Below are 26,428 nucleotides of genomic sequence, written 5' to 3' on the forward strand. Positions count from 1 at the left end.
AACGAAGCTGAGTTTGGAATCATTCCAAATAAGCATCCGAAAGGAAGTGGATTTTGAGGTGAAAGAGAAAAGAAAGCGACCTTTTGGGACTTGCAATTCGCTTTGTAGGAGGTCGATTCGTGATTTATATATAAACCGTTTTCGATTTGTATATAGATTGTTTCTGATTTATATATAAATCGTTTTCGATTGATATATAGATTGAATGCCATTTGTATATAAATCGGATAGCTCAAAAGGTCCTTATCGAGGGCTGTAAATAAAGAGGCATGCGCCGAGTTCTACAGTGAACTCGGCGCATGCCTCTTTATTTGTGAATATTTTATGGAGGATCTGTTCCTTTTTATTTGTCTGGGACAACCTCCCCTTTATTCAAATGCCGGGATGTCGAATGTATCTGTCGGGGCGACAATGCCGACCGGAAGGATCTCGTGTGGGAGGTAATTTCAGTACTCATGATTTATTATCGTTTAGTCGTTTATTGAAAAGTAATTCTATTCGTTCGAAAGAGCGTTCGGTCGCAACATTAAGCTTCCCATAGCAACCTCTATCGGCCGGCAAATATAGCATAAAGTCGAAACCCGAGGGAATCGTAATCTGTACATTCCATTGCCAAGAGCAACGGCCCGCCCATTTTATCCGTGGGTCTATCTGTTTGGTGATATGTGAAGGGTGAAAAGGTGTTTAAGATTCGGCAAAAATAGTGTAGCTTTGCAATCTAAGTTTTTTGAGAATGTCCGCACAGACTTTTTTCTTCAAGCTACTGTTGCCTGCTTTGCTCCTTTGCACAGGAGTCGTTTCGGCACAAACCAACGTTGCTTCCTATGAGCCTGTTCGCTACAATGGAGAAGGGATTGTCTATGCCCTCCCACAGACTCGCATCGTCGTACGGGCACAATTAGAACGTACTATCCACAAGCCCGGACCGCTCCATCTCTATGCCCAAAGGTACTTCGGACAGGAGGCCGGCGGAGAACCGACCATCCATTACCGTCTGGGTAGAGTGATAGCCCGATCCGTGGGGGTACCCGATTTCGATCATGAGTATATAGTAGAGTTCCGTGCCGGTACGGTGGCAGACTTCGTAACCCTCAACAAAAGAGGTGTCATAGTCGGTATCAATGCCGACAGGCAAGACTTGCCGTCGCCATGTCCGGACACTCTCTTCCGCTTGCCGATAATACAGCCCGACATAGAAAAACGTCCTGCTTTGCCTCAGGAATATACCGTGGCAGGCACGAAAGGAAAGCAAGCGGAGATCGCCGCCGCCCAAGTATTCCGCATACGTGAGAGCCTGATGGATTTGCTGACCGGTCAGGCTGAGAATATGCCCAAGGATGGAGCAGCTTTGCAGCTGATGACACAAGAGCTGAAAGCACAGGAAGCTGCTCTGCTGGAATTATTCTACGGAAAGGAAGAGATTGCATGGGAAGAACGATCATGGACTATTGAACCCAAAAACAATATAAAAGGACAAATCCTTTTTCGATTCTCTCCACTTAGAGGGGTAGTCGATTCGGACGATCTTTCGGGAGAACCGGTTAGCTTCAGTCTTCGCATCACGGACAAGGCTCCGGAAATGGACGAAAAAGAGGCGGCCAAGTATGAAAAGAGTCTCAAGGGTATCGTTTACAATCTGCCCGGAGCGGCTCGCATTACATTGGAACACAACCGCAAAGTGCTCTTCGAAGAAGAACTTCCTATCACACAATTTGGCCGTAGACAGGCCTTAGCTCCCAAAATGTTCCGCGACAAGGGTCCGGCTATCCGCGTCGTATTCGATGAAAATACGGGAGCCATCCGTCAAATCAACGAAAACAAATAATAATCAACCATTAAAACGATTTCTTATGCTAAAGAATCACCCTAAAGGACTGATCGGGGCAGCCCTCTCTAATATGGGCGAACGCTTCGGTTTCTACATCATGATGGCAATTCTGGCTCTCTTCCTTGTGAGCAAATTCGGTCTCGAAAAAACAGAAGCCACCACTATCTATGCTACTTTTTATGCGCTGATTTATCTTTTGGCCTTGGCCGGAGGGTACATTGCTGACAAAACGAAGAAGTACAAGGGAACCATCTTTGCCGGTCTTATGCTCATGACTCTCGGCTACGCGATGATCGCTATCCCTACACCTACACCGGTGCCTAATTTTGCGCTTTATCTGACGCTTACCTGTATTGGCTTGTTTGTTATAGCCTTTGGTAATGGCCTATTCAAGGGCAATCTGCAGGCTGTGGTAGGGCAGATGTATGATGACCCTCGTTATTCCGACAAGCGTGATACCGGATTCCAAATCTTCTATATGTTCATCAATGTTGGAGCCCTTTTTGCTCCGATGATTGCAACAGGTATCCGTAATGGTTGGGTTCAAAGTCATGGATTCGAATATGACCCGGACCTACCTGCCCTTTGTCATAAGCTCATCAATGGTACCATTACTCCCGAAGCGATGGAGACATTCAAACGCATTGCAGGAGAGGTAAGTGGTGGAACTGTAACGGACTTCTCTGCCTTTGCAAACGAATATCTCAATATCTTCAACACCGGATTCCATTATGCGTTTGCTGCAGCAATCGTTGCAATGTTTATCTCTATTGCAATTTACATTGCCAATAAGAAGAAACTTCCCGACCCCAGCAAGAAAGCAGCAGCTACGGCAGAAGCCAAAGCGGAAATCCAAATGAGCAGCACGGAAATACGTCAGCGGATCTATGCTCTCTTTGCTGTATTCGCAGTAGTTATCTTCTTCTGGTTCTCATTCCATCAGAATGGTGTTACGCTTACATTCTTTGCAAATGACTACACGGATTTGAGTATGATCGACATCAATTTGGGATTCACTCGAATCAAAGGTGCCGAAATCTTCCAGTCATTCAATCCGTTCTTCGTTGTATTCCTGACGCCTATCATCATCGGTATTTTCGGATGGCTACGCTCTAAAGGTATCGAACCTTCTACTCCGAAGAAAATTGCTATCGGTATGGGAATCGCTGCATTGGCTTTTGTGATTATGTCCATCGGTTCAGTAGGTCTGCCTACTTCTGCCGAGCGTGAGGCTTTAGGCGGACTTACGAACGCACAGCGCGTTACACCTTTCTTGCTGATCGGAACTTATTTGATCCTTACCATTGCAGAATTGTTCATCAGTCCTCTCGGATTGTCATTCGTGTCAAAAGTAGCACCTCCTCACCTTCAAGCTGTGATGCAGGGCTGCTGGTTGGGAGCTACCGCTTTGGGCAATCAGCTTCTCATTATCGGTACGATTATGTATGAGAACATTCCTATCTGGGCTACTTGGGCTGTATTCGTGGTAGCATGTCTCATTTCCATGTTCACGATGTTGGCCATGGTTAAGTGGCTGGAGCGAGTAGCGAAGTAATATAGGGTCTGTTAAAGACTGACACTTCAGGAGGCTGTCTCATCTCGATGAGGCAGCCTCTTTTATATTCTATTGTTTTCTACTTGATCGGTAATAGCATCGTGGCTGTGGGGCGATTAGTTTCTATTGCCGGAGCTTCTTTCTACTTTTGTCGCGGATGCAGACCGGAAAGGATCTGCTCCGCTTCCACATATGATTCAGACGATCGAAAACAGACTGATAAACGGTGGCGAACTAACTTTTGAGGAAGCCCTCCTGCTGGCATCCTCTGCCGATAAGGAAGCTCTCTACGAGACTGCACATCGGATCACCCGACATTTCATGGGCGATAAGTTCGACACCTGCTCCATCATCAATGCCAAGAGTGGCAACTGCCCCGAAGACTGTAAATGGTGTGCTCAGAGCCGCCATTATGCCACTTCGATAGAGAGATACGGACTTCTTACTGCTACGGTTTGCGCCGAACAGGCCGCTTACAACAGGCGGCAAGGCATCGGACGCTTTTCCCTTGTGGCCAGCGGACGCACTGCGTCTATGAACGAGATAAGGCAGATGGCCGAAAGCTATCGTGCCATCAAGCAACGAACGGATATCAAATGCTGCGCCTCCTTAGGGCTGCTCTCCGAAGAGAAACTACAGATATTATTCGACAACGGGGTGACCACCTACCACTGCAATATGGAGACGGCTCCGAGTTTCTTCCCCTCCCTGTGCAGCACTCACACGCAGGACGAAAAGCTCGCCACCATCCGAGCGGCACGCCGTGTGGGAATGCGCGTATGCAGTGGCGGAATCATCGGCATGGGGGAGACGATGGAGCAGCGGATCGAATTTGCTTTCTTCCTGCGCAGCATCGATGTCTACTCCATCCCGATCAATATCCTGCAACCGATCCCCGGCACTCCGCTGGAGAGAACTCCGCCTCTGACCGAAGAGGAGTACCTGACGACGGTGGCTCTGTTCCGGCTGATCAATCCTCGAGCTTTTCTTCGTTTTTCGGGAGGACGGGCACAACTAAGCCCTGCCGTTCAGCGCAAGGCTATATATATAGGTATCAACGCAGCCATTACGGGCGACCTCCTCACCACAACGGGAAGCAAAGCCGCTGAGGATATGCAGCTCGCTGAGGAATGCGGATTTCAAGTGACTAACGATACAGACTGGGAGGTAAGCTATGACCATTGACGAAATGCTGCAATTGGATCGCAACCACCTTTGGCATCCCTATACATCGATCATAGATCCATTGCCCGTATTCCCCGTGAAGCGAGCCGAGGGAGTACGCATCTATCTGGAAGACGGCCGCGAACTGATCGACGGCATGAGTTCGTGGTGGGCGGCCATACACGGCTATAATCATCCGCGGCTGAATGCCGCCGTAGAACGGCAACTTCGGGAGATGAGCCATATCATGTTCGGCGGTTTCACCCATCGCCCGGCTGTAGAATTGGCCGAACTACTTCTGAGTATCCTGCCGTCCGAGCTGAATAAAATCTTCTATGCCGACAGCGGTTCCGTAGCTGTGGAGGTAGCCATGAAAATGGCTCTCCAATATCAGCAAGCCTGCGGACAGAGCAGGGGTACCCGATTCGCCACGATCCGCTCGGGCTACCACGGCGATACGTGGCACGCCATGAGCGTATGCGATCCCGTCACCGGTATGCACGGCATTTTCTCGGGAGCCTTGCCCGTACAGTATTTCCTGCCACAGCCGAAGAGCCGCTTCGGTGGCGAATGGCTACCGGCGGATATGGAGCCGCTCCGAGACCTCCTCTCCGAAAAGGGAGCGGAGCTGGCAGCCCTCATCCTCGAACCCATCGTGCAGGGAGCCGGCGGTATGTATTTCTACCATCCCCGGTATCTCGTCGAAGCTCGCAGACTCTGCTCCGAAGCCGGCGTGTTGCTGATATTCGATGAGATAGCTACCGGATTCGGCCGCACGGGCGAACTGTTTGCTCTCCGGCATGCTGCCACGGTACCGGACATTCTCTGCCTCGGCAAGTCATTGACCGGCGGCTATATGACTCTCTCTGCTACGATCACGACCGAAGCGATAGCTCGGACGATATGTTCGGGCGAAGCCGGCTGTTTCATGCACGGCCCCACGTTCATGGGCAATCCGCTGGCCTGTGCCGTAGCGACCGAAAGCATCCGCCTGCTGCTCGAAAGCCCTTGGCAGGAACGAGTCAAGACCATCGAAGCACAGCTGCGCGAAGAGTTGTCACCGGCCATTTCGTTCGATAGCGTGGCCGAAGTACGGGTGCTCGGAGCCATCGGCGTAGTGGAGATGAAGCAGCCCGTGGATATGGCCACGCTACAGCAGCGATTCGTCCGAGAGGGAATCTGGGTGCGCCCCTTCGGCCGTCTCTGCTATCTGGAGCCACCCTTCATCATATCGCCGGAAGATCTTCGCACCCTCACGCACGGACTTCTCCGCGTACTCAGTCAGGATTGATCCATTTCATTTGTCCGATAACCCCACGATTTGTGCCTGATTCGAAGGGGGGGAGTCGGCGAATATGCCAATACTCCCGTACGAGTTTGCCATTTGCTCACCGCATGTGGATTAGCACCTGCCGACCTTTCTTTCGGCCATCCCGCTTGACGAGCGTTCGAATTATCGCAACCTTGCCCATACGTCCCAAAAATCTGCCGATTGCGGTCTGAGTTTTCCGGAAAAATGGCTCGAGATTTTTTTCGTTCCGGCGCGTAAATTTTTTACTTCCCGCGCCGGAGCTAAAAAGTTTACGCGCCATGTTTTTAGACGTCACAAACGCGAAAATTCCCGGGCGTAAACGACCGAACCGGCAGGAACCTGCCGCCATTGAAAAACTCTCAGACAATTTCCTCCGAAACGACACAGTCTCCCAAAGGCAGATCGGCCTGTGCCATGTCCTTCAAAAGGGGGGGCCATTTGATTGTCTCCAAGAGTATTACTCGTTGTTTCCGGATTTGTAAGGTTTATACGCGGGTTCTTTATTTTTCCTATCTTTGCAGCGTTTTTGATGACTCATGGCCTCCGGCTTCAGGCGGCAGGTGTGATGGGAAATTAGGACAAGACTAATTTTGAGTAACACAAACAAGAAAAGAAAATGAAAACATTTCAACTGACCGGTACTCCTCGTGCCGAATTCGGAAAGAAGGCTGCCAAGGCCATTCGCAAAGAAGATCAGATACCTGCCGTTCTCTATGGCGGAAAAGGAGAAGGCGTAAACCTTATCGTATCGCAGGATGCCGTGCGCAATCTGATCTACTCACCTGAGATCTTCCTCGTGGAGCTGACCGTGGAAGGCAGTGGCTCATACAAGGCTATCCTGAAGGAAATACAATTCCATCCGGTGACAGACCGTATCATCCACATCGACTTCCTGCAAGTAACGGACGAAAAGCCCGTAGTAATGGAAGTACCTGTAGTCCTTACCGGACACGCCGAAGGTGTGAAGGCAGGGGGTAAGTTGAGCTTGGAAATGCGTAAGCTCAAGGTGAAAGCTCTCTACAGCGAGATCCCCGAGAAGCTGAATATCGACGTTTCCAACTTGCAGCTCGGCAAGACGATACAGGTGGGCGAACTCCACTTCGAAGGTCTGACCCTGATGAATGCAAAGAACGCCGTGGTATGTGCCGTGAAGCTGACTCGTGCAGCCCGTGGTGCAGCCGTGAAGAAACAGTAAAAAAAACGTACAGAAGCAAGACGGAGCTTCGATCGAAGTTCCGGCTTTCTCATAATGAAGGAGAGCCGCCCCCTGATACCCCTGACGCGGGGCTACGGAGGCGGCTCTTCCGTATTCGAGAGTCCTATCTTACTCATAGCATATGAAATACCTGATCGTCGGTCTTGGCAATATCGGTGGAGAGTACAACGGTACGCGACATAACGTGGGCTTCCGGATGGTGAATGCTCTGGCCGAAGACGGCGGCGTGCAGTTCGTGGAAGCTCGTTACGGAGCGATAGCCCGTATGCGTGTGAAGAATGCGGAGCTGATCCTGCTGAAACCGAATACATATATGAATCTGAGTGGCAATGCCGTTCGCTACTGGATGCAACAGGAGAATATCCCTCGCGAACAGGTGCTCGTCCTTGTGGACGATTTGGCTTTGCCTTTCGGTACTTTGCGGCTGAAACCCAAAGGAAGCGATGCGGGGCATAACGGGCTGAAGAACATTGCCGAGGTGATGGGATCGGTCGATTATGCCCGTCTGCGTTTCGGCTTGGGCGATGAGTTCGCCAAAGGAAGGCAGGTGGACTTCGTCCTCAGCCGTTTTACCCCCGAAGAAGAGGAGAAGCTGCCGGAGCTGACCAAGCATGCCGTGGAGATCATCAAGAGCTTTTGCTTGGCCGGCATCCAAAGGACGATGAACCAGTACAACTAAAGAGAGATGGAAGAGGTAAGGATAGACCGTTGGATGTGGGCTACACGTATCTTCAAGACACGAACGATAGCCACGGATGCCTGCAAGAAGAGCCGCGTGACGGTGAACGGACTGCAAGCCAAGCCTTCGCGCATGGTACGTGTAGGCGACGTCATTCAGGTAAGGAAACCTCCGGTGACCTACTCCTTTCGCATTCTGGCTTTGGCTCAGAATCGGATGGGTGCCAAGCTGGTGAAGGACTTTCTGGAGAATATCACTCCTCCCGAAGAGTACGAGATACTCGAGATGCAGCGCATTTCGGGCTTCGTGGATAGGGCCAAAGGTACCGGGCGTCCCACCAAAAAGGATAGGCGAGAGCTGGAGCAGTTTAGCGAAGAGATGCCGCATCAGCAGTATTCATTCGAGTCGTTCGATTGGGATGAAGAAGATTTTTCCGAAGACTGAGGCCCCCTTTTCTGAGGATAACGGCACGCACTCTCCGATCGAATTCGAGGCCGTCATCCGAAAGGTGGCCGATATGGATGCCGCATACGTAGAGATTCCATTCGACGTCAAAGCAGTATATGGCAAAGGGCGTGTGAGGGTTAAGGCTACTTTCGACGGTTATCCCTATACGGGGTCTATCGTTCGTATGGGCTTGCCCTGTCACATACTCGGTCTGCGGCAGGATATTAGGCGAGCCATAGGCAAGCAGCCGGGGGATAGCGTGCGTGTTACCCTCCTACCTGTCTGAAATGATTGCTATCGCTTCCTGCGGATAGCTTGTCTGTGGGAGTCGGCAGAAGTGAAGAATAGTCCTTGCACGATGGATGGATACGGATCCTCTTTCGACTGCAAGGCGGAAATAAATGATTAAGTTTGTTTTGTCTCCGTTGTGTGTAGATGCTATTCGCCGGAGATACGGTCACATTAAGTTCAGCTTATTATTATGGCAAAGAGTGCACTACACCTGGCGCGGATGTCCTACCGGCCTAAAATGCCTGCGTCTCTGCAAGGCGCAGTGAAGATAATAGAAGGAGAAGCTACGGAGGCGGTTTCGGACAAAGAAGAGATTGCTGCTATTTTCCCCCATACATACGGCTTGCCGCTTATTTCTTTCGCATCCGGAGGAGAGCGGACGGAGTATCCTCCTACGAATGTGGGGGTTATCCTCTCGGGCGGGCAGGCACCGGGCGGACACAATGTGATAGCCGGCCTGTTCGATGAGATGAAGTTGCTCAACCCCGACAGCCGGCTCTTCGGATTTCTTATGGGGCCGGATGGTCTGATAGAGCATAAGTATCGCGAACTGACTGCTGAGGTAATAGATGAATACCGCAATACGGGGGGCTTCGACATGATCGGCTCCGGACGCACCAAGCTGGACAAGCCCGAACAGTTCGAAGCCGGACTGGAGATATTGCGAGAGCTGGACATCAAGGCATTGATCATCATCGGTGGCGACGACTCCAACACCAACGCCTGTATCCTGGCCGAATACTATGCTTCGATCGATGCCGGAATACAAGTGATCGGCTGTCCGAAGACGATCGACGGCGACTTGAAAAACAAACAGATAGAAACCTCTTTCGGCTTCGACACGGCTGCCAAAGTCTATAGCGAACTGATCGGTAATATCCAGCGCGATTGCAATTCGGCTCGGAAGTACTGGCATTTCATCAAACTGATGGGGCGTTCGGCATCTCATATTACACTGGAGTGCGCCCTCCAGACCCACCCCAATATCTGTATCGTATCCGAAGAGGTGGAGGCCAACAATTACTATCTGGACGATGTGGTGACCTATATCGCCGAGACCGTGGTGCGTCGCTCAGAGGCAGGAATGAACTTCGGGACGGTACTGATCCCGGAGGGATTGATCGAATTCCTGCCGGCCATGAAGAGGTTGATCAAGGAGCTGAATGAGTTTCTTTCCCAAAATGATGCCGAATTCAAGCTCATCAAACGTTCGGCGCAGAGACAGTATATCAAAAACAAACTCAGTCCCGAAAATTCCCGCCTGTACGACAGCTTGCCGGCGGATGTGGCTCGGCAGTTGATTGCCGACCGCGATCCTCACGGCAATGTACAGGTGTCGCTCATCGCCACCGAGAAGCTCTTGGCGGATATGACGGCTCAGAAGCTGGCCGAATGGGCGGAAGAAGGACGATTCCAGGGACGCTTCAGCACCCTCACGCACTTCTTCGGCTACGAAGGACGCTGTGCCATGCCTTCCAACTTCGATGCCAACTACTGCTACTGCCTCGGACGTGCAGCTTCTATCCTGATCGCAACGGGAAAGACGGGCTACATGGCTGCCATTAAGAATACGGCAGATCCTGTTGCCGAGTGGGAGGCCGGTGGTGTTCCCATGACGATGATGATGAATATTGAGCGTAGGAGCGGGAAGATGAAGCCCGTGATTCGAAAAGCGCTGGTGGATATGGACGGCGAACCGTACCGAGCATTGCGCGAGATGCGTCGCGAATGGGCGTTGAGCACCGAGTATGTTTACCCCGGCCCGATACAGTTCTTCGGACCGGAGCATGTGTGCGACAGCCCTACCATGACGCTCCGCTTGGAAAAGAACGGCCGCTGACGGCACGTACATTATTCCGCCAAATAAGTGCTTGTCTCTGTTTGTGTTGTTGAAAAAAATGTTTTTCTTTGCAATAAGTCTCATCTAAAAGAATAGCCTATCGACGCATCTCTACCTTCTGAACAATAAATAAAGAGGATTCTCCTATGAGTAGTTTCCACAAGCTGACCGATGATGAATTGGTCGGCCTTTATACAGAAGGATGCGATGAGGCTTTCGATGTCATACTGTCCCGGTATGATGCTGTAGTCCATACTTACATCCGTTTTTCCGTGAACGACGCCGATTTGGCGGAGGATATCTTTCAGGACACTTTTATCAAAGTGATCCATACGCTTCGTCGCGGACAATATATCCCCACCGGCAAGTTCAAAGCTTGGCTGCTACGCCTTACGCATAACCTCGTGATGGATCACTATCGCCGAGTCAGAGGGGAAGGAGCCAGATTGCAGTCTTTCGATGATGACGCCGCCGCTCCTGTCGAAAAGGTGGCGGACAGCAATCTGACGGCGGAAGAACAACTGATAGAACTGGCTACCATCGAAGAGTTGGAGCAGTACCTGAGCGTCCTGCCCGAAGTGCAGCAGGAAGTAGTGAGAATGCGCTACTGGGAGGACATGAGCTTCCGAGAGATTGCAGATGCTACCGGAGTAAGCATCAATACGGCACTCGGGCGAATGCGGTATGCGCTGATCAATTTGCGCAAAATGATGGGCATGTCGGCTTAGTCGATATCCCATACAATAATAAAGCAGTCGTAAGCGTTCTCTAAAAGGATGGAAAGAAGGAGAACGACTCCTTTCATCCTTAACTCTTTTGGCGAGTATGCTTATGACAGACATCTACCGTATTCTTGATCGCAAGAAGCTGCAAATCGTTTTCGATGCGGCAGAAGAGCGATGCAGCCTCAGACACAAACAAATCCTTGACAAGCTCAAACTTATGGCCCGTTCACGTTGCTCGTGATAGCAGTTGTTTCCTTTTCCGTACAAGTAATAAGGAATAGCGTTTCGGAGCATCCCCTACTGAAAAGATATAGCAGCCGAAGCTGTACAGAGGTATGAAAACCTGTACAGTTTCGGCTGCTCCCTTTGTGGATAATCGTAACTTTGCAGCATTACATATAAAAAAGAGTTTTTAGAAACCGATGAAACCCACACTTTTTGTCTTGGCTGCGGGTATGGGCAGCCGCTATGGTAGTCTCAAGCAACTGGACGGCATAGGCCCCGGTGGCGATACGATCATGGATTATTCCGTATATGATGCTATTCGTGCCGGATTCGGTCGGCTGGTCTTTGTCATCCGTCATTCGTTCGAAAAAGAATTTCGCGAAAAAATTCTGACCAAATACGAAGGTCGTATCCCTGTCGAACTGGTTTTTCAGGAATTGGATCGCTTGCCGGAAGGATTCTCTTGTCCGGAAGGGCGCGAGAAACCATGGGGAACGAATCACGCCGTTCTGATGGGACGAGATGCGATTCGCGAACCTTTTGCCGTCATCAATGCGGACGATTTCTATGGATGCAACGGCTTCGAAGTTTTGGCTCGTAAGCTCATGACGCTGGAGGGTAAGCAAGGCGAATACTGCATGGTCGGCTACCGTGTTGGTAATACCCTGAGCGAAAGCGGCGGCGTTTCGCGTGGAGTATGCCAGGTAGACGAAAAACATTTGCTCACCGGTGTGGTGGAGCGTACCGGTATCGAGCGCATAGACGGTACTATCTCATTCCGAGATGAGACTGGAAAGATCTGTACGCTGGCAGAGGATGCACCCGTTTCGATGAATATGTGGGGATTTACTCCTGACTACTTCGACTATTCGGAAGAACTGTTCATCAACTTCCTGAACGCTCATGGACAGGAGCTGAAGAGCGAGTTCTTCATCCCTTATGTTGTGAACGATCTTATTAGCACCGGTCGAGCTTCGGTCGAAGTCCTCGATACGACCGCTCAATGGTTCGGTGTCACTTATTCGGCTGATCGCCCCAATGTCGTAGCCAAGCTACGGGAGCTGACAGAAGCCGGAGAATACCCAACGAAATTGTTTTAACGCCAAATATCACAAACAATGAACAGAACAATCAAGTTTCTTTGCCTTACGCCGGCAATGATCGGCGCATTGGTGCTGACCGGCTGCAATGGCAATAAGGGTCAGACTAACGGTACTGACAGGAAGCGTGAGCCGGTACCGGCCATCGACCTCAGTGCCATGGATACATCCATACGCCCGCAGGACGACTTTTATCGCTACTGCAACGGCAATTGGATGAAGAACAATCCGCTCAAACCAGCTTACAGTCGCTATGGCTCATTCGACATCCTGCGCGACAGCACCCTCGAGCGTGTACACCTGATTGTGGACAACCTCGCAGCAGGACAGTACGAAGTGGGCACTAACGAATATCGTATAGCTACGCTCTACCGCCAAGCTATGGATAGCGTCAAGCGTAATAAAGACGGAGCTGCTCCTCTGAAGGAAGATCTTCAGAAGATCGAAGCTATCGCAGACAGGGCTGCTATGGTGAAGTACGCCGCCGCTAAGGACAATATGGGTGGAGGCACGTTCTTCGGATCGTATGTGTATGCCGATGCCAAGAATAGCGAGATGAATATCTTCCATATCACCCAGACCGGCTTGGCTCTTGACAATCGCGACTACTATCTCAAGCAGGATGCCAAGTCTCAGCAAATACGTGAGGCGTATGTAGCATATCTGAACAAGATTGCCAAGCTGGCCGGCTACGATGAAGAGGCCGCTACTCGTATTGCAGAGAATGCCATGAAGATGGAAACCGAACTGGCACAAATCTGCTACAGCAAAGAAGAACTACGCGATACCCATCGTAACTACAATAAGATGGCGGTGAAGGAGTTTACGGATAAGTACCAAGGCTTCGATTGGACCACTTACCTCGCCGATCGTCAGCTCGCCTCCCTTGAAGAGTGGGATGTGGAGCAACTCGATTTCTTCAAGAAGTTCGACTCTTGGTTTGCCAAAGCCGATCTGAATGAAATGAAGGACTATCTCCTCGCCGGCACGATCAGTGGTGCAGCAAACTATCTGAGCGATGACTTCGAGCAAGCCCGTTTCGACTTTTTCGGCAAGACGCTGAGTGGAACCACCGAAATGCATCCTCGCTGGAAACGTTCCGTAGGTATGGTAAGCGGCCTTCTCGGCGAAGCACTGGGCGAAGTCTATGTAAAGCAATACTTCCCGCCCGAAGCAAAAGAACGTATGCTCAAACTCGTTAAGAACTTGCAGACGGCTCTTGGAGAACGTATCAATATGCTCACATGGATGGGCGACTCCACGAAGATGAAAGCTCAGGAAAAGCTCAATTCCTTCATCGTCAAGATCGGTTATCCCGACAAGTGGAAAGACTATTCCAAGATGGAAATCAAGGGCGACAGTTACTATGCCGACATCAAGCGCGCCACCAAATGGATGCATGACGACAATATGGCTGACCTCGGTAAGCCCGTAGATCGCGAGCGTTGGCTGATGAATCCGCAGGATGTCAATGCCTACTACAATCCGACCACGAACGAAATTTGTTTCCCTGCAGCTATCCTCCAACCACCTTTCTTCAACATGGATGCAGACGATGCTGTCAATTATGGCGGTATCGGCGTAGTGATCGGACACGAGATGACGCATGGATTCGACGATCAAGGACGCAACTTCGACAAAGACGGCAATATGATCAACTGGTGGACTGCTGAAGATGCTCAGAAGTTCGAGGCCACAGCCGGAAAGCTGGCCGATCAGTTCAGCGAGATCTATGTAGCCGATGGTGTTCGTGCCAATGGTAACATGACGCTCGGAGAGAATATCGCAGATCAGGGTGGTCTCCTCGTCTCTTATCTGGCTTTCCGCAATGCGGCCAAGGGCGAGGTAATGGAAGAAATCGACGGATTCACTCCCGATCAGCGTTTCTTTATCGGTTATGCCCGTCTATGGGGACAAAATATTCGTCCAGAAGAGGTTCTCCGCCTCACACAGATCGATGTGCACAGCTTGGGCGAGCTACGCGTCAATCAAGCACTGCGCAATATCGATGCTTTCTACGAAGCTTTCAATATACAGCCCAGCGATAAGATGTATTTGGAGCCTGAAAAGCGTGTAGTCGTTTGGTAAGCTCACCAACAACTCCCATATGAAAAAGAGGCTGCGTTCCGAGGATTATTCCTTGGGGCGCAGCCTCTCTCGTTAGAGGGGGAAATCAATCGAAAGGAAGAAGCTTTATAAGTTCTTTCTATCGCTCATCAGAATAATGAGACCAATTTGACGGACGTTTGGTGACAGCTGCCACCAGCACGCCGATCTTGGCAGCAAAAGCCTCTGCCAATGGTTCGGCCGCAGCCTGTACCGTAGCTCCGGTAGTCAGCACATCATCCACCAAAAGAATACGGATACCTGCCACGCGCGTATTCGGGGAGAGGGCAAACTTTCCTTTCATGGCTGACTTTCGTTCCGAATAGGACTGTCCGGTCTGACTGTCCGTATATACCTTTCTGCGCAAACCTTCTTGAATAGGTATTCCCGTTACGCGACTTAATCCTTGTGCGATGAGGAGTGCCTGATTGTAGCCGCGCTTACGTTGTTTGCGTGGGTGTAAAGGAACCGGTACTATCAGATCGTAATCCTTGGACAGGGAAGGATAGGATCGGCCGGCCATTCGTCCGAGCATTTCGCCGATTTCACTGTATCCTCCATATTTTAGTGCGTGTATCATAGGCCTTACACCCCCGTCCTCTTTGAAAATAAAAAGGCTGTACAGCGCGTCGATATAGACATCTCCATTCAGACGATCCAATCCGTATTGTATTCCTTCGATATACCGCGGCATTCTCACCATGCAACGAGGACAGACCCCAATCTCCGTCTCGGCGAGCAAGCTATAGCATACCGGACAATAGCGAGGGAAAAAGAGATCCAACGCCTTACGAATCAGCAATCGGATATGCCGGCCCGTACCGTTAGCAGTCTTCCTCATACCCTTTGCGGAGGAGGCGTGATGCCTCCCTCATCACCTGTTCGTATTCGAATCCTCGTCCCACTGCCCAGCGCACCAAGCGGTGCAGACGACTGCGATCGTCCGTGTCCTTTATGCTCCGAAGTTTGCGCTCCAGGAGTCGTGTCAGGCTGTCTTCTATCTTATCTTCACCCTCCTCCAAATCCGATAAGGTCGTGCCGATGATCGAATCTGGAATATGCCGTTTGGCCAGTTCCAAAGCGATGCGCTTGGGGCCCCAGCCATTGAATCGGTATTTGTCACGAGCATAAGCACGGGCAAAACGATCCTCATCAATGAACCGATCTTCCACAAGCCGCTGCAGCAGCCGCTCTATCATTAGCTCGTCTGTCCCTGCCCGTCGCAGTTTGGCTACCACTTCTGATCTGCAATGTTCCGTACGGGCGCAGTAAGCTTGCATCCGATTCAGTAGTTCCTCCTCTGTCTTCATGCTTTGTCAGCGGGTAAATATTTTGCCGAGAGAAAACGGCTCTTGCCGGAGAGATCCGTGTGCAATCGGACTTCACACCACCCCTCTTTGGCCGAAAATACTTCGCAAGTGGCTTCTGCCAGTAGCGGATTCAGCTCCACATAGAGCCGTCCATCGGAGCGTAGCTTACCGCTGCCGGAAAGGTTGGCAATGGCTTTATAGAAAAGGAGGGGATCCTCCTCGGGCGCAAAGAGTGCAAGGGCCGGTTCATGTCCCAGCACATGATACGCCATGCCGGTGCTTTCCGCAGGCATGATGTACGGAGGATTGCTGACGATAATGTCCACGGAAGGGAGTATATCCCAACGATTATCGGGAGAAAGAATATCGCCCTCGAAGAAAAATATCCGGTCGCCCTTGCCGACATTGGCGCGAGCTGTGGCTAAAGCATCGGGTGAAACATCCATCGCCCATACTTCGGCTCGAAGTTCTCGCGCCAATGTGATGGCCAGACATCCGCTGCCTGTGCCGACATCGAGCAGACGAAGCGGAGCCGCCGCAGACCTCTCCTTTCGCAGGATCAACTCCACCAATTCCTCTGTTTCCGGACGAGGGATCAGCACGGAAGGATTTACCGCAAATTCACGCCCGAAGAAAGGCGCATGTCCCACGGCATACTGTAGCGGCATCCCTGTCCTCATCCGATCCAGATAGCAGGATAGAGCTTGCGCCACTTCGGTCGATAAAAGCGTATCTTTGTCTGCAAGCAAAAGTGCGGAGCGGCTTAGGCCGGTTGCCTCGGTCAGCAGCTCGCGCGCGATGCTGCGCAGTTCGTCCTTTTCGTATCGGTCGTTCAGTGTCGATTCGATTCGCTGTTGGGCTTCGTTAAGCGTAATCATCAGAAACAAAATTAGCAATTAGGTATGACTCCCGATCCCCTGTATATGCGCCGCGCCATCGAATTGGCACAGAATGCCGAAGGATTCACCTCTCCCAATCCGCTTGTCGGAGCAGTCCTTGTGGCTCGTGGGCGTATCATCGGCGAGGGCTACCACCACTGTGCCGGCATGCCCCATGCCGAAGTCATGGCCGTACGCTCTGTACGAGACAGGTCTTTGCTGAAAGAGAGTACCCTCTATGTCAGTTTGGAGCCGTGCTCTCACTATGGCAAAACACCTCCCTGTGCCGAGCTGATCCTTCGGGAGTGCATTCCACATGTAGTAGTGGCCATGCTCGATCCTTTCCCTTCCGTTTCAGGAAGGGGGATCAAGATGTTGCGAGAAGGAGGTGTTTCAGTCGAGGTCGGATTGCTTGCTGAAGAAGCCGAGGAGCTGAATCGGCATTTCCTCACAGCCCAACGGCAGCATCGCCCCTATGTCACGCTCAAGTGGGCTGAGAGTAGCGATGGATTCATCGATGCCCTGCGCAACGATGCCTCCACTCCTCCTGTCAGGCTGAGTACTCCCTTGACCACACGCTTTGTGCACCACAGGCGAATGATGCACGATGCCATATTGGTGGGGTTCCGTACCGCTCTTTTGGACAATCCCTCTCTGACGGTTCGGCACTGGTACGGCCGAAATCCGCTGCGTGTGGTCACAGATCGTCATCTGGCCCTCCCACGCCACCTTAGCCTCTTCGATGGCAGCGTACCTACACTGGTCTTCACCGAAAGAGAACAACCCTCCGGCTATCCCCCGTCCGTCTCTTTCGTTCGGATCGATCCCTCCCGTCCTGCCGTGGAGCAGATGCTGGCCGAGCTGCATGTTCGTGGCATACAGTCGCTGTTGGTGGAGGGAGGAGCCTGCATACTCCGGTCTTTCATAGACAGCAGCTTGTACGACGATGTGCGCATCGAACGCAGCACCCTTATCTTAAATGAGGGAGTTCGTGCCCCTCTCCTTCCCTCTCGCTGAATTTTACGCACCGCAATCGATAAAATTGCGGCGCGTGTTTTCCCGAAAAGTGGCGTGAGAATTTTTTCGTTCTCGCGCGAGATTTTTTTCATTCCCGAACCAAAACGAAAAAATTCTCGAACCACGTTTTTTCGACTGATGTCCCATGCATTTTTGGTCTGAGAACTGCTATACGAAGGGAGAGCTATCGGATGATGGGAGCAGAGTACATGCGGTCAGATCACGGTGCCTCTTATTCTACGTAACCTTTGTAAAGTCCGATTCGGGTCAAAGATCTGCTTTCGTCATAGGACTTTTCGGAAATCTGCAAGGCCTTTGCTTTTAGGGTATTACCCCCAGACGGCATCGAGTGTTTTAGGCGGAAAAGTCCGCTTTGTTTCGTACTTTTGTTCCACAAAATCAATCATAAATAGAAGAACCCCTTATCATTATGTACAGAACAAATACTTGTGGCGAGTTGCGCCTTTCTCATCTGCAACAAACCGTTACCCTCTGCGGTTGGGTACAGCGCGTGCGCCGCATGGGCGGCATGACCTTTGTAGATCTGCGCGATCGCTACGGTACTACGCAGTTGGTTTTCAACCGTGATTCGGCACCTGCCGAACTATGCGACCGCGCCGAAGACTTGGGACGTGAGTGGGTGATCCGCACCACGGGCACCGTCATGGAACGCTCCAGCAAAAATCCGAATATCCCCACCGGAGATATAGAGATAGCAGTCGGAGAAATGGATGTGCTGAACCGCTCCGAAGTGCCGCCTTTCACCATCGAAGACGAAACGGACGGAGGCGATGACCTCCGCATGAAATATCGCTACCTCGACCTGCGCCGGCACTGTGTACGCTCCAATATGGAACTGCGCCACCAGATGGCTCTGGAGGTGAGGAAGTATCTCGACGGCGAGGGATTCCTCGAAGTGGAGACTCCCATGCTGATCAAGTCCACGCCGGAGGGTGCCCGCGACTTTGTCGTGCCCTCTCGGATGAATCCCGGCCAGTTCTACGCTCTCCCCCAATCGCCTCAGACCTTCAAGCAGCTACTGATGGTAAGCGGCTTCGACCGCTACTTCCAGATCGTGAAGTGCTTCCGCGACGAAGACCTCCGCGCCGACCGCCAGCCTGAGTTCACGCAGATCGACTGCGAGATGAGCTTCGTGGAGCAGGAGGATGTGCTATCCACCTTCGAGGGTATGGCCAAGCATCTCTTCCGTACCATCCGCCACGTGGAGATTGCGGAGGCTTTCCCCCGTATGACGTGGCACGATGCCATGAAGTACTACGGCTCGGACAAGCCCGATACGCGCTTCGGAATGCTCTTCGTAGAGCTGATGGATGTGCTGAAAGGCCACGGCTTCAGCGTATTCGACTCCGCAGCTTATATCGGAGGTATCTGTGCCAAGGGGGCTGCCTCTTACACCCGTAAGCAACTCGATGCACTGACGGACTTCGTGAAGCGTCCGCAGGTGGGAGCCAAAGGGATGGTATATGCCCGTGTGGAAGCGGACGGCAGCGTCAAGAGCAGCGTGGACAAATTCTACACACAGGAGACGCTCCAAGAGCTTCGCCGAACGATGGAGGCAGAGCCGGGCGATCTGATTCTGATCCTGAGCGGAGACGACATCATGAAGACGCGCAAGCAGCTGTGCGAACTGCGCCTCGAAGTGGGTTCTCAGCTCGGCCTGCGCGATAAGAATAAATTCTCCTGCCTCTGGGTCGTGGACTTCCCCCTCTTCGAATGGGATGAGGAAACGAAGCGATTCTACGCCATGCACCACCCCTTCACCAGTCCGAAGCCGGAGGATATCCCTCTGCTCGATACCGATCCGGGTGCCGTGCGTGCCAATGCCTACGATATGGTGATCAACGGTGTCGAAGTCGGAGGTGGTTCCATTCGTATTCACGACAGTGCCCTGCAGCAGAAAATGTTCGAGTTGCTCGGCTTCACACCGGAGAAAGCACAGGAGCAGTTCGGCTTCCTGATGAATGCCTTCAAGTACGGAGCACCTCCTCACGGCGGATTGGCCTACGGCTTAGACCGCTGGGTATCGCTCTTCGCCGGTTTGGACAGCATCCGCGACTGCATCGCCTTCCCGAAGAACAATGCCGGTCGGGATGTCATGATCGACGCCCCCTCTGTCATTGATGAGGCACAGCTCCAAGAGCTATTTTTGGAACTGATACCGAACGAGAACTAATCCTGAGAGATGGCAAGATACCACGACATAGCATCTCCGGCCTACGTACTGGAAGAAGATCTGCTCAGGCGCAATCTGTCCCTGATCGCGTCCGTAGCCGACCGTACGGGTGTGGAGATCATCCTCGCATTCAAGGCTTATGCCCTCTGGCGCACCTTCCCGATCATCAGGGAATACGTACCCCACAGTACGGCCAGCTCCATATGGGAAGCCCGCCTTGCCTTCGAAGAGATGGGCGCACCGGCTCATACATTCAGCCCGGCTTATACGCCGCAGGAGTTTCCGGAGATACTGCGCTATAGCAGCCACGTCACGTTCAACTCCCTCAGCCAGTACCGCCTGCTCTCTCCCATGGTGAAGAACGTAGGCGTATCGCTCGGACTCAGGATCAACCCCGAATACTCGGCCGTAGAGACCGCTCTTTACAATCCCTGTGCACCGGGTTCGCGTTTCGGTGTATCGGCTTCCGAGCTGGGCGACACCCTGCCGGAGGATATCGAGGGCCTGCACTTTCATACGCTTTGCGAGAGTACAAGCTATGAACTGGAGAAGACCCTCAAGATCATTGAGGATCGCTTCGCTTCCGTGCTGGAGCAAGCGCGTTGGCTCAATATGGGCGGCGGCCACCTGATGACCCGTCGGGACTATGACGTGGAGCACCTCGTGCAAGTGCTGAACGACTTCTCCCGTCGCCACCCCCATCTGCATCTTATCATGGAGCCGGGCAGTGCTTTCGGCTGGCAGACGGGGTTCCTCAAGAGCACGGTGGTGGACATCGTAGAGCATCAGGGCATTGCCACTGCTATCGTGGACGTATCCTTCACCTGTCACATGCCGGACTGTCTGGAGATGCCTTACAAACCCGTCATTCGTGGAGCACATCAGGAGCCGGTACCCGGACTGCCCACATACAGGATAGGCGGATGCAGCTGTCTGAGCGGCGACTTCATTGGCGACTGGAGCTTCGACCGGCCGTTGCAGGTGGGCGATGAACTGATATTCGAGGACATGCTCCACTACACGACTGTGAAGACGACCATGTTCAACGGGGTACGCCATCCAGACATCGTACTGCTGCGTACCGATGGGAAGAAAGAGGTATTGCGCCGATTCGATTATGAGGATTACAAGAACAGAATGAACTAAGGAAGAGATATAACAGCATATACGATATGGGATTATTCGGATTATTCTCGAAGAAGAAAAAGGAGACTTTGGACGAAGGCCTGTCCAAGACCAAAGAAAACGTATTCGCCAAGATCACTCGTGCCGTAGCCGGTAAGAGCAAAGTGGACGATGAGGTCTTGGACGAATTGGAAAACGTGCTGGTGACTTCGGATGTAGGCGTCGATACCACGCTCAAGATCATCAAGCGTATAGAGGAACGAGTGGCTCGCGACAAATACGTTTCCACTTCCGAACTGACGGCTATCCTCCGTCAGGAGATCGCCTCGCTGCTCACGGAGAACGGATCGGCCGATGGCGACAACTTCGACATACCCTCCGGTACCAAACCTTATGTGATCATGGTAGTAGGCGTAAACGGCGTAGGCAAGACCACGACCATCGGCAAGCTGGCACATCGCTTTCGTCAGGCCGGCAAGAGTGTCGTGCTCGGAGCTGCCGATACTTTCCGTGCTGCGGCCGTAGAGCAGTTGGAGATCTGGTCGGAGCGAGTTGGAGTACCTATCATTAAGCAACAGATGGGTAGCGACCCCGCTTCGGTGGCTTATGACACGGTCAGTTCGGCCGTGGCCAACGGCGTCGATGTCGTGATCATCGATACGGCCGGACGTCTGCACAATAAGGTGAATCTGATGAACGAGCTGACGAAGATCAAGCGTGTGATGCAGAAGGTAGTGCCCGATGCTCCGCATGAGATCCTATTGGTATTGGACGGATCCACCGGTCAGAACGCCTTCGAACAGGCAAGGCAGTTCACCGCAGCGACTGAAGTGAATGCCCTCGCCGTGACCAAACTCGACGGCACGGCTAAGGGCGGTGTGGTCATCGGCATATCCGATCAGTTCAAGATACCGGTGAAGTACATCGGCTTGGGTGAGGGCATGGACGACCTACAGATCTTCCGTAAGAAAGAATTCGTGGACTCTCTCTTTGGCGAATGAGAAGAAACAGAGTAGACGTCATTACGCTTGGGTGCTCCAAGAATCTGGTGGACAGCGAGGTGCTGATGCGCCAGTTCCTGTCCAACGGCTATACAGTGCATCATGATCCGGCTTCGGTATGCGGCGAGATCGTCGTGGTGAATACCTGCGGATTTATAGGCGATGCACAGGAGGAGTCTGTCAATACCATTCTGGAGATGGTGGAGGCGAAGAAGGCCGGACGGATCGGTCAGCTGTATGTAATGGGCTGTTTGAGCGAGCGGTTTCGGGAGGATCTGAAGAAAGAGATACCCGAAGTAGATGCTTACTACGGCAAGTTCGACTGGAAGCAGCTCATTTCCCATTTGGGGAAGTCTTATTATGCCGAGGCGGAGAACAGGCGCAAACTGACCACGCCGCGGCATTATGCCTATCTGAAAATATCCGAGGGCTGCGATCGTAGCTGTTCGTACTGCGCCATACCGATTATCACCGGCCGGCATCGGTCGCGCCCGATGGAGGACTTAGTCGAAGAGGTACGGATGCTCGTAAAGCATGGTACTCGGGAGTTCCAACTGATCGCTCAGGATCTTACTTTCTACGGCCTCGACCTGTACGGAGCCAACCGTCTGGCAGAACTGACAGCTCGTTTGTCCGACATCAAAGGGGTCGAGTGGCTTCGACTCCATTATGCTTATCCGGCACAGTTTCCTTTGGATCTCTTGCCTGTGATGCGTGAGCGGCCTAACGTCTGCAAATACCTCGACATGGCTCTGCAGCACATTAGCGATCCGATGCTCAGACTGATGCGCAGGCGCATTACCAAGGCGGAGACCTACCGTCTGATCCAAAGGATCCGAACGGAAGTACCCGGTATCCATCTGCGTACTACGCTGATGACCGGCCACCCGGGCGAGACGGAGAAGGACTTCGAGGAGTTGCTGCAGTTCGTGCGAGACATCCGATTCGAACGGTTAGGGGCATTCACCTATTCGCACGAGAGCGGCACCTACTGCGACAAGAACTATCAAGACGATATACCCGAATCCGTCAAGCAGGAACGTCTTGGCGAACTGATGGCCGTGCAGGAACGTATCTCTGCCGCTCATAACGAGGCGAAGATCGGCAGCCGCCTGCGCGTGATCATAGACCGTGCGGAAGATGGGTTCTATGTGGGGCGGACGGAATACGATTCGCCTGAGGTCGATCCCGAGGTACTGATCCCGTTCGTCTCCGGTCAGGAGTTGAAACCCGGGCGGTTTTATATGGTGGAAGTGACCGGTGCAGAGCCTTTCGATCTCTATGCACGTATAGTGGACTGATAAAACCCCTCCTACCGAAACCAAAAGCAGAACCGGATGATACAACAGGAACTTTGGATTGCGCAGTTGGCCACGGCCTCAGGTGTCGATGTATCGACCTCGAACGAACTATGGTCTCATTACTGTCGTTTGATGGGTCAGTTCCTCTCCAAGGGGGACGCCGTAAGGCAGGATGGTATAGGCTTGTGGCAGGCTGTGAAGGCGGATGAATATGTAGGAATCCGCCCGGATGGCTCACGCGTGCTGGTGCCACCGAGGATAGAACTCCGGCTGACGTCTTCGAGTTCCTCCGCCATCCGAGAGACGATCCCTCATGCCCTTATAGACTTGGTACCCTATACGGAGGAAGTCGTGATGCGCTGGTGGAAGGCTATCCCCGAACTGCTTTCGGAGCTTCTCCGAAGAGGTCATCCCGTTTCCTGGTCGCAGTTCGGACGCTTCGAGCCGGTGAAAGAAGGCGATGACCTGACAGGATACCGCTTCATCGCGGAGGGGGAGTTGTCGGAGGTGCTCAACAGACCTTTCTCCATGTTCCCCCAAGTCGATTTGTTGCCGACCGCTGAGATACCCGATACCATCACCAAACCGCTTGTCGAAGAAGGGGTTTCGTTCGTTTCATTGCACGAAGAGAGCCAAGAGGAAGTCGCAGAGCCTCAAGAGATCCCCGTCCCTGCCGAAAGCGATACCGATACATCGGTACAGACGGAAGATGATATACTTCCTACACCTGCCGAGGAGAAAGCCTTGACGGAGGAGCCGCTTCCCGATACGGAAGAGGTACCGCAGCCGGCAGCGAAGGAGCCTTCCGCCCCGACCGAAGAGCCGGCGGAGAAGAAAGAGAGGGGGCAAAAGAGCAGGAGGACGACCGCTATTGTCTTCCTGACAGTCCTGATATTGGGTGCCGCTGCGGCATACTTGCTACTGTATCGGATGCCTGTCCTCTCGACAAAAGAGCCGACCCGACAAGAACCTCCCGTCCGGATGTCTTCACCCGTGGATACGACCGCCAAGACGACCGATACGGTAAAGACCGTACCTGCCGCGACGGATCTCGGCCGGATCGTTATCCGCAAAGGGGACATTTTGGCCCGCATCGCCTTGGAGAAGTATGGCGACCGCGTATTCTGGGTCTATATATATGAAGAGAACAAAGAGAAAATCGCAGATCCCAACAACATCCCTTTGGGTACGGAGCTGGTACTTCCTTTGCCTGAGAAGTACGGGATAGATGCAGCCGATACGGCTTCGTTGAGAAGAGCTTTGTCCCTTCAGTTCCGGATAGGAATGAGGGAAGGACGGCAGTAGCGTCGGGGTTTTTCTAATTTTGTGGCCATGAGCACCAATATAGATGTACAACAGATCAAACAGCGTTTCGGCATCATCGGCAGCAGTCCGCTGATGGAACATGCCATCCGAGTGGCAGCGCAGGTGGCTCCTACCGACATGTCCGTCCTCGTGACGGGGGAGAGCGGTTCGGGGAAAGAGTTCTTCCCACAGATAATCCACTACTACAGTGCCCGGAAACATCATAGCTACATTGCCGTTAATTGCGGAGCCATCCCTGAAGGAACCATCGACTCCGAGCTGTTCGGACACCGCAAAGGTTCCTTCACCGGAGCGGTATCGGACCGCAAGGGCTACTTCGAAGAAGCATCCGGCGGCACGATCTTTCTGGACGAAGTGGGCGAACTGCCTTTGCCTACACAGGCGAGGCTGCTCAGGGTGCTGGAGACGGGCGAGTTTATCCCCGTAGGAGCCAGCCAGTCGCAGAAGACGGATGTCCGTATCGTAGCGGCGACGAACGTAAACCTGAAGGAGGCGGTAGCGAACGGGAAGTTCCGGGAAGACCTCTTCTTCCGTCTCAATACGGTACCGATCGAGGTGCCTGCGCTGCGTATGCGACCGGACGACGTGCCCTTGCTTTTCCGCCGTTTTGCCGCTGACAGCGCGGAGAAGTACCAGATGCCACCGCTGCGCCTCTCGGACGAAGCCCGTACCATATTGATGCGTTACCGCTGGCCCGGCAATGTGCGAGAGCTGCGCAATATAACCGACAGGCTGAGCATCCTCGAGGAGGAGCGGACGGTATCGGCAGAGACTATCACTCGCTATTTGGACGCAGGGGGGATGCAGGACTTCCACCCCGTGGTGATCCGGCGGAACGAACCGACCGAAGCAGACAAACAAATCCCCCATTACGAGCGCGAGATCATCTACCAAGTGCTATACGATATGAAGAAAGAGATAGCCGATCTGAAAGGAATGATGAACCGCTTGGCGCACCACGAACAGCCCTCATGGTCTGTGGGAACGGACGTCTGGGGCGGTGACGACAAGCGCAATGCGGACGCCAAGTGGGGCGTCAGCACGCATACGTCCCCCATCGCGGAAGCAGTAGACCCCGTGGAGCCGATACAGGAAGCCAGCGAATACACCGAGGATCCGATTTCGCTGGAGGAGGTGGAGAGGAAAATGATCTCCCGCGCACTGGAACGCCACGGCGGCAAGCGCAAGCAGACGGCCGAGGAACTGAAGATTTCGGAGCGGACACTATACCGTAAAATCAAGGAGTATGGACTGGAATAGAACCCTTGGGCGATACAGCCTTTCCGCTTTTGTGGCAGTGCTCATTGTCCTGCTGACCTGCTCGGCATGCAGCATCTCCTACAGCTTCAACGGAGGAGCTTTGGACTATAGCCGCGTGAAAACGCTTTATATGCCGGATGTGACCAATCAGGCCACCCGTGTATATCCTCCGTTGGCGCAGAATATGACTGAAGCCCTGCAAAACCATTTTACGCGCCGCACCAAGCTCGAAATGGCACGAACCAACGATGCCGACATGATCATCGAGGTGGTGATCACTAATTACGACCTCGCTCCCCTCGCCGTGCAGGACAACGATCTGGCCGCACGTACCAAGGTAACCTTATCCATTCAGGTGCACTACGAGAACAAGGCCTTCCCCGAACAGAGCTTCGATCGGGATTTTACGTCCTCCACAGACTTCGACAGCGGCCAGGATCTGGTGACGGTACAGGACGCCCTGCTGGCCAATATGGTCGAGGACCTGGTGAAGCAGGTGTATAACGCTACGGTAGAGAACTGGTAATC

At 52.6% G+C, this 26,428-nt stretch carries 26 protein-coding genes and 3 pseudogenes; 23 read left to right on the top strand and 6 right to left on the bottom strand.

The genetic code is table 11. The features are described 5' to 3' along the window. Positions 1-212, bottom strand: a pseudogene (locus tag F452_RS12420) (hypothetical protein); the annotation flags it as partial. A 521-nt stretch (positions 213-733) separates the two neighbouring features. Here F452_RS12420 and F452_RS0105365 point away from each other — a divergent pair. The 4 genes from F452_RS0105365 to bioA all read left to right on the top strand — a co-directional run bounded on the left by F452_RS0105365 (position 734) and on the right by bioA (position 5,838). Next, a complete protein-coding gene (locus F452_RS0105365; RefSeq protein ID WP_018965207.1) occupies positions 734-1,825 on the top strand; it encodes a DUF4831 family protein in 1,092 nt (363 codons plus the stop codon). A gap of 25 nt (positions 1,826-1,850) precedes the next feature. Continuing rightward, on the top strand, positions 1,851-3,383 hold the full coding sequence (locus tag F452_RS0105370) for a peptide MFS transporter (protein ID WP_018965208.1): 1,533 nt from the start codon (positions 1,851-1,853) through the stop codon (positions 3,381-3,383). A 192-nt stretch (positions 3,384-3,575) separates the two neighbouring features. Then, entirely contained in the window at positions 3,576-4,568 is a 993-nt protein-coding gene (gene bioB, locus F452_RS0105375; protein ID WP_018965209.1) for a biotin synthase BioB, read from the top strand. Continuing rightward, positions 4,558-5,838 carry an adenosylmethionine--8-amino-7-oxononanoate transaminase gene (bioA, locus tag F452_RS0105380; RefSeq protein ID WP_018965210.1) on the top strand — a complete coding sequence of 427 codons (1,281 nt, stop codon included), beginning with the start codon at positions 4,558-4,560 and terminating at the stop codon, positions 5,836-5,838. Before bioB ends, bioA begins: the two co-directional genes overlap by 11 nt. Before the next feature lie 162 nt (positions 5,839-6,000). Here bioA and F452_RS12725 read toward each other — a convergent pair whose 3' ends face one another. After that, positions 6,001-6,075: a hypothetical protein gene (locus F452_RS12725; RefSeq protein ID WP_230587293.1), complete on the bottom strand. Its 75-nt coding sequence runs from the start codon at positions 6,073-6,075 to the stop codon at positions 6,001-6,003. Between F452_RS12725 and F452_RS12730 the strand changes: the two genes are divergently transcribed. The 10 genes from F452_RS12730 (at position 6,074) to F452_RS0105435 (ending at position 14,470) form a co-directional block, all read left to right on the top strand. Continuing rightward, positions 6,074-6,178: a DUF1661 domain-containing protein gene (locus tag F452_RS12730; protein ID WP_230587292.1), complete on the top strand. Its 105-nt coding sequence runs from the start codon at positions 6,074-6,076 to the stop codon at positions 6,176-6,178. The genes F452_RS12725 and F452_RS12730 overlap by 2 nt on opposite strands. Positions 6,179-6,475: 297 nt before the next feature. Then, positions 6,476-7,054 (top strand): 50S ribosomal protein L25/general stress protein Ctc, encoded by a 579-nt coding sequence (locus tag F452_RS0105395; protein WP_018965213.1) that lies wholly within the window; start codon positions 6,476-6,478, stop codon positions 7,052-7,054. A 142-nt stretch (positions 7,055-7,196) separates the two neighbouring features. Continuing rightward, the gene (pth, locus tag F452_RS0105400; protein WP_018965214.1) at positions 7,197-7,754 is read left to right on the top strand and encodes an aminoacyl-tRNA hydrolase; all 558 of its coding nucleotides are present in this window, start codon (positions 7,197-7,199) and stop codon (positions 7,752-7,754) included. 6 nt (positions 7,755-7,760) lie between these two features. After that, positions 7,761-8,198: an RNA-binding S4 domain-containing protein gene (locus tag F452_RS0105405; protein ID WP_018965215.1), complete on the top strand. Its 438-nt coding sequence runs from the start codon at positions 7,761-7,763 to the stop codon at positions 8,196-8,198. Further along, entirely contained in the window at positions 8,173-8,487 is a 315-nt protein-coding gene (locus F452_RS10740; RefSeq protein WP_018965216.1) for a DUF1905 domain-containing protein, read from the top strand. Before F452_RS0105405 ends, F452_RS10740 begins: the two co-directional genes overlap by 26 nt. Positions 8,488-8,682: 195 nt before the next feature. Next, positions 8,683-10,332, top strand: coding sequence for a diphosphate--fructose-6-phosphate 1-phosphotransferase (locus tag F452_RS0105415; RefSeq protein ID WP_026292223.1), 1,650 nt, complete (start codon positions 8,683-8,685; stop codon positions 10,330-10,332). A 146-nt stretch (positions 10,333-10,478) separates the two neighbouring features. After that, entirely contained in the window at positions 10,479-11,060 is a 582-nt protein-coding gene (gene sigP / locus F452_RS0105420) for a T9SS-regulating ECF sigma factor SigP (protein ID WP_018965218.1), read from the top strand. A 103-nt stretch (positions 11,061-11,163) separates the two neighbouring features. After that, complete coding sequence (locus F452_RS13025; protein ID WP_021662031.1) at positions 11,164-11,298, top strand: hypothetical protein; 135 nt, start codon at positions 11,164-11,166, stop codon at positions 11,296-11,298. Positions 11,299-11,479: 181 nt separating this feature from the next. After that, the gene (locus F452_RS0105430; RefSeq protein WP_026292224.1) at positions 11,480-12,382 is read left to right on the top strand and encodes a nucleotidyltransferase family protein; all 903 of its coding nucleotides are present in this window, start codon (positions 11,480-11,482) and stop codon (positions 12,380-12,382) included. 18 nt (positions 12,383-12,400) lie between these two features. After that, positions 12,401-14,470, top strand: coding sequence for a M13 family metallopeptidase (locus F452_RS0105435; RefSeq protein ID WP_026292225.1), 2,070 nt, complete (start codon positions 12,401-12,403; stop codon positions 14,468-14,470). A gap of 118 nt (positions 14,471-14,588) precedes the next feature. On the opposite strand, the gene F452_RS0105440 is transcribed toward F452_RS0105435, so the two are convergent. Genes F452_RS0105440 through prmC form a run of 3 tightly spaced genes read right to left on the bottom strand, consistent with a single transcriptional unit; the run spans position 14,589 to position 16,676 of the window. After that, positions 14,589-15,329: a ComF family protein gene (locus tag F452_RS0105440; protein WP_018965222.1), complete on the bottom strand. Its 741-nt coding sequence runs from the start codon at positions 15,327-15,329 to the stop codon at positions 14,589-14,591. Next, positions 15,313-15,798: a regulatory protein RecX gene (locus tag F452_RS0105445; RefSeq protein WP_018965223.1), complete on the bottom strand. Its 486-nt coding sequence runs from the start codon at positions 15,796-15,798 to the stop codon at positions 15,313-15,315. The genes F452_RS0105440 and F452_RS0105445 overlap by 17 nt, the downstream gene beginning before the upstream one ends. Further along, positions 15,795-16,676, bottom strand: a complete 882-nt coding sequence (gene prmC / locus F452_RS0105450) for a peptide chain release factor N(5)-glutamine methyltransferase (RefSeq protein WP_018965224.1) — start codon at positions 16,674-16,676, stop codon at positions 15,795-15,797. Before prmC ends, F452_RS0105445 begins: the two co-directional genes overlap by 4 nt. A gap of 24 nt (positions 16,677-16,700) precedes the next feature. On the opposite strand from prmC, the gene ribD reads away from it, so the two are divergent. Next, on the top strand, positions 16,701-17,693 hold the full coding sequence (ribD, locus tag F452_RS0105455; protein WP_018965225.1) for a bifunctional diaminohydroxyphosphoribosylaminopyrimidine deaminase/5-amino-6-(5-phosphoribosylamino)uracil reductase RibD: 993 nt from the start codon (positions 16,701-16,703) through the stop codon (positions 17,691-17,693). Here the strand turns inward: ribD and F452_RS12735 are convergent. Beyond that, positions 17,647-17,748: pseudogene (locus F452_RS12735) on the bottom strand (hypothetical protein); the annotation flags it as partial. The gene ribD and the pseudogene F452_RS12735 overlap by 47 nt on opposite strands. A gap of 43 nt (positions 17,749-17,791) precedes the next feature. On the opposite strand from F452_RS12735, the pseudogene F452_RS12310 reads away from it, so the two are divergent. From F452_RS12310 to lptE, 8 genes and pseudogenes are all read left to right on the top strand, one after another. Beyond that, positions 17,792-17,938 (top strand): annotated as a pseudogene (locus F452_RS12310) (hypothetical protein); the annotation flags it as partial. A gap of 185 nt (positions 17,939-18,123) precedes the next feature. Then, complete coding sequence (aspS, locus tag F452_RS0105460) at positions 18,124-19,887, top strand: aspartate--tRNA ligase (RefSeq protein WP_026292226.1); 1,764 nt, start codon at positions 18,124-18,126, stop codon at positions 19,885-19,887. A 9-nt stretch (positions 19,888-19,896) separates the two neighbouring features. Further along, positions 19,897-21,033 carry a carboxynorspermidine decarboxylase gene (gene nspC, locus F452_RS0105465; protein ID WP_018965227.1) on the top strand — a complete coding sequence of 379 codons (1,137 nt, stop codon included), beginning with the start codon at positions 19,897-19,899 and terminating at the stop codon, positions 21,031-21,033. 26 nt (positions 21,034-21,059) lie between these two features. Then, on the top strand, positions 21,060-22,013 hold the full coding sequence (gene ftsY, locus F452_RS0105470; RefSeq protein ID WP_018965228.1) for a signal recognition particle-docking protein FtsY: 954 nt from the start codon (positions 21,060-21,062) through the stop codon (positions 22,011-22,013). Next, positions 22,010-23,314, top strand: a complete 1,305-nt coding sequence (gene rimO / locus F452_RS0105475) for a 30S ribosomal protein S12 methylthiotransferase RimO (protein ID WP_018965229.1) — start codon at positions 22,010-22,012, stop codon at positions 23,312-23,314. Before ftsY ends, rimO begins: the two co-directional genes overlap by 4 nt. Before the next feature lie 36 nt (positions 23,315-23,350). Continuing rightward, positions 23,351-24,619, top strand: coding sequence for a LysM peptidoglycan-binding domain-containing protein (locus F452_RS0105480; RefSeq protein WP_026292227.1), 1,269 nt, complete (start codon positions 23,351-23,353; stop codon positions 24,617-24,619). 27 nt (positions 24,620-24,646) lie between these two features. Continuing rightward, positions 24,647-25,900: a sigma-54 interaction domain-containing protein gene (locus tag F452_RS0105485; protein WP_018965231.1), complete on the top strand. Its 1,254-nt coding sequence runs from the start codon at positions 24,647-24,649 to the stop codon at positions 25,898-25,900. Continuing rightward, entirely contained in the window at positions 25,887-26,426 is a 540-nt protein-coding gene (gene lptE / locus F452_RS0105490) for an LPS assembly lipoprotein LptE (protein ID WP_018965232.1), read from the top strand. The genes F452_RS0105485 and lptE overlap by 14 nt, the downstream gene beginning before the upstream one ends. Positions 26,427-26,428 lie beyond the last annotated feature (2 nt).

Source organism: Porphyromonas gulae DSM 15663 (assembly GCF_000378065.1).
GTDB classification, from domain to species: domain Bacteria; phylum Bacteroidota; class Bacteroidia; order Bacteroidales; family Porphyromonadaceae; genus Porphyromonas; species Porphyromonas gulae.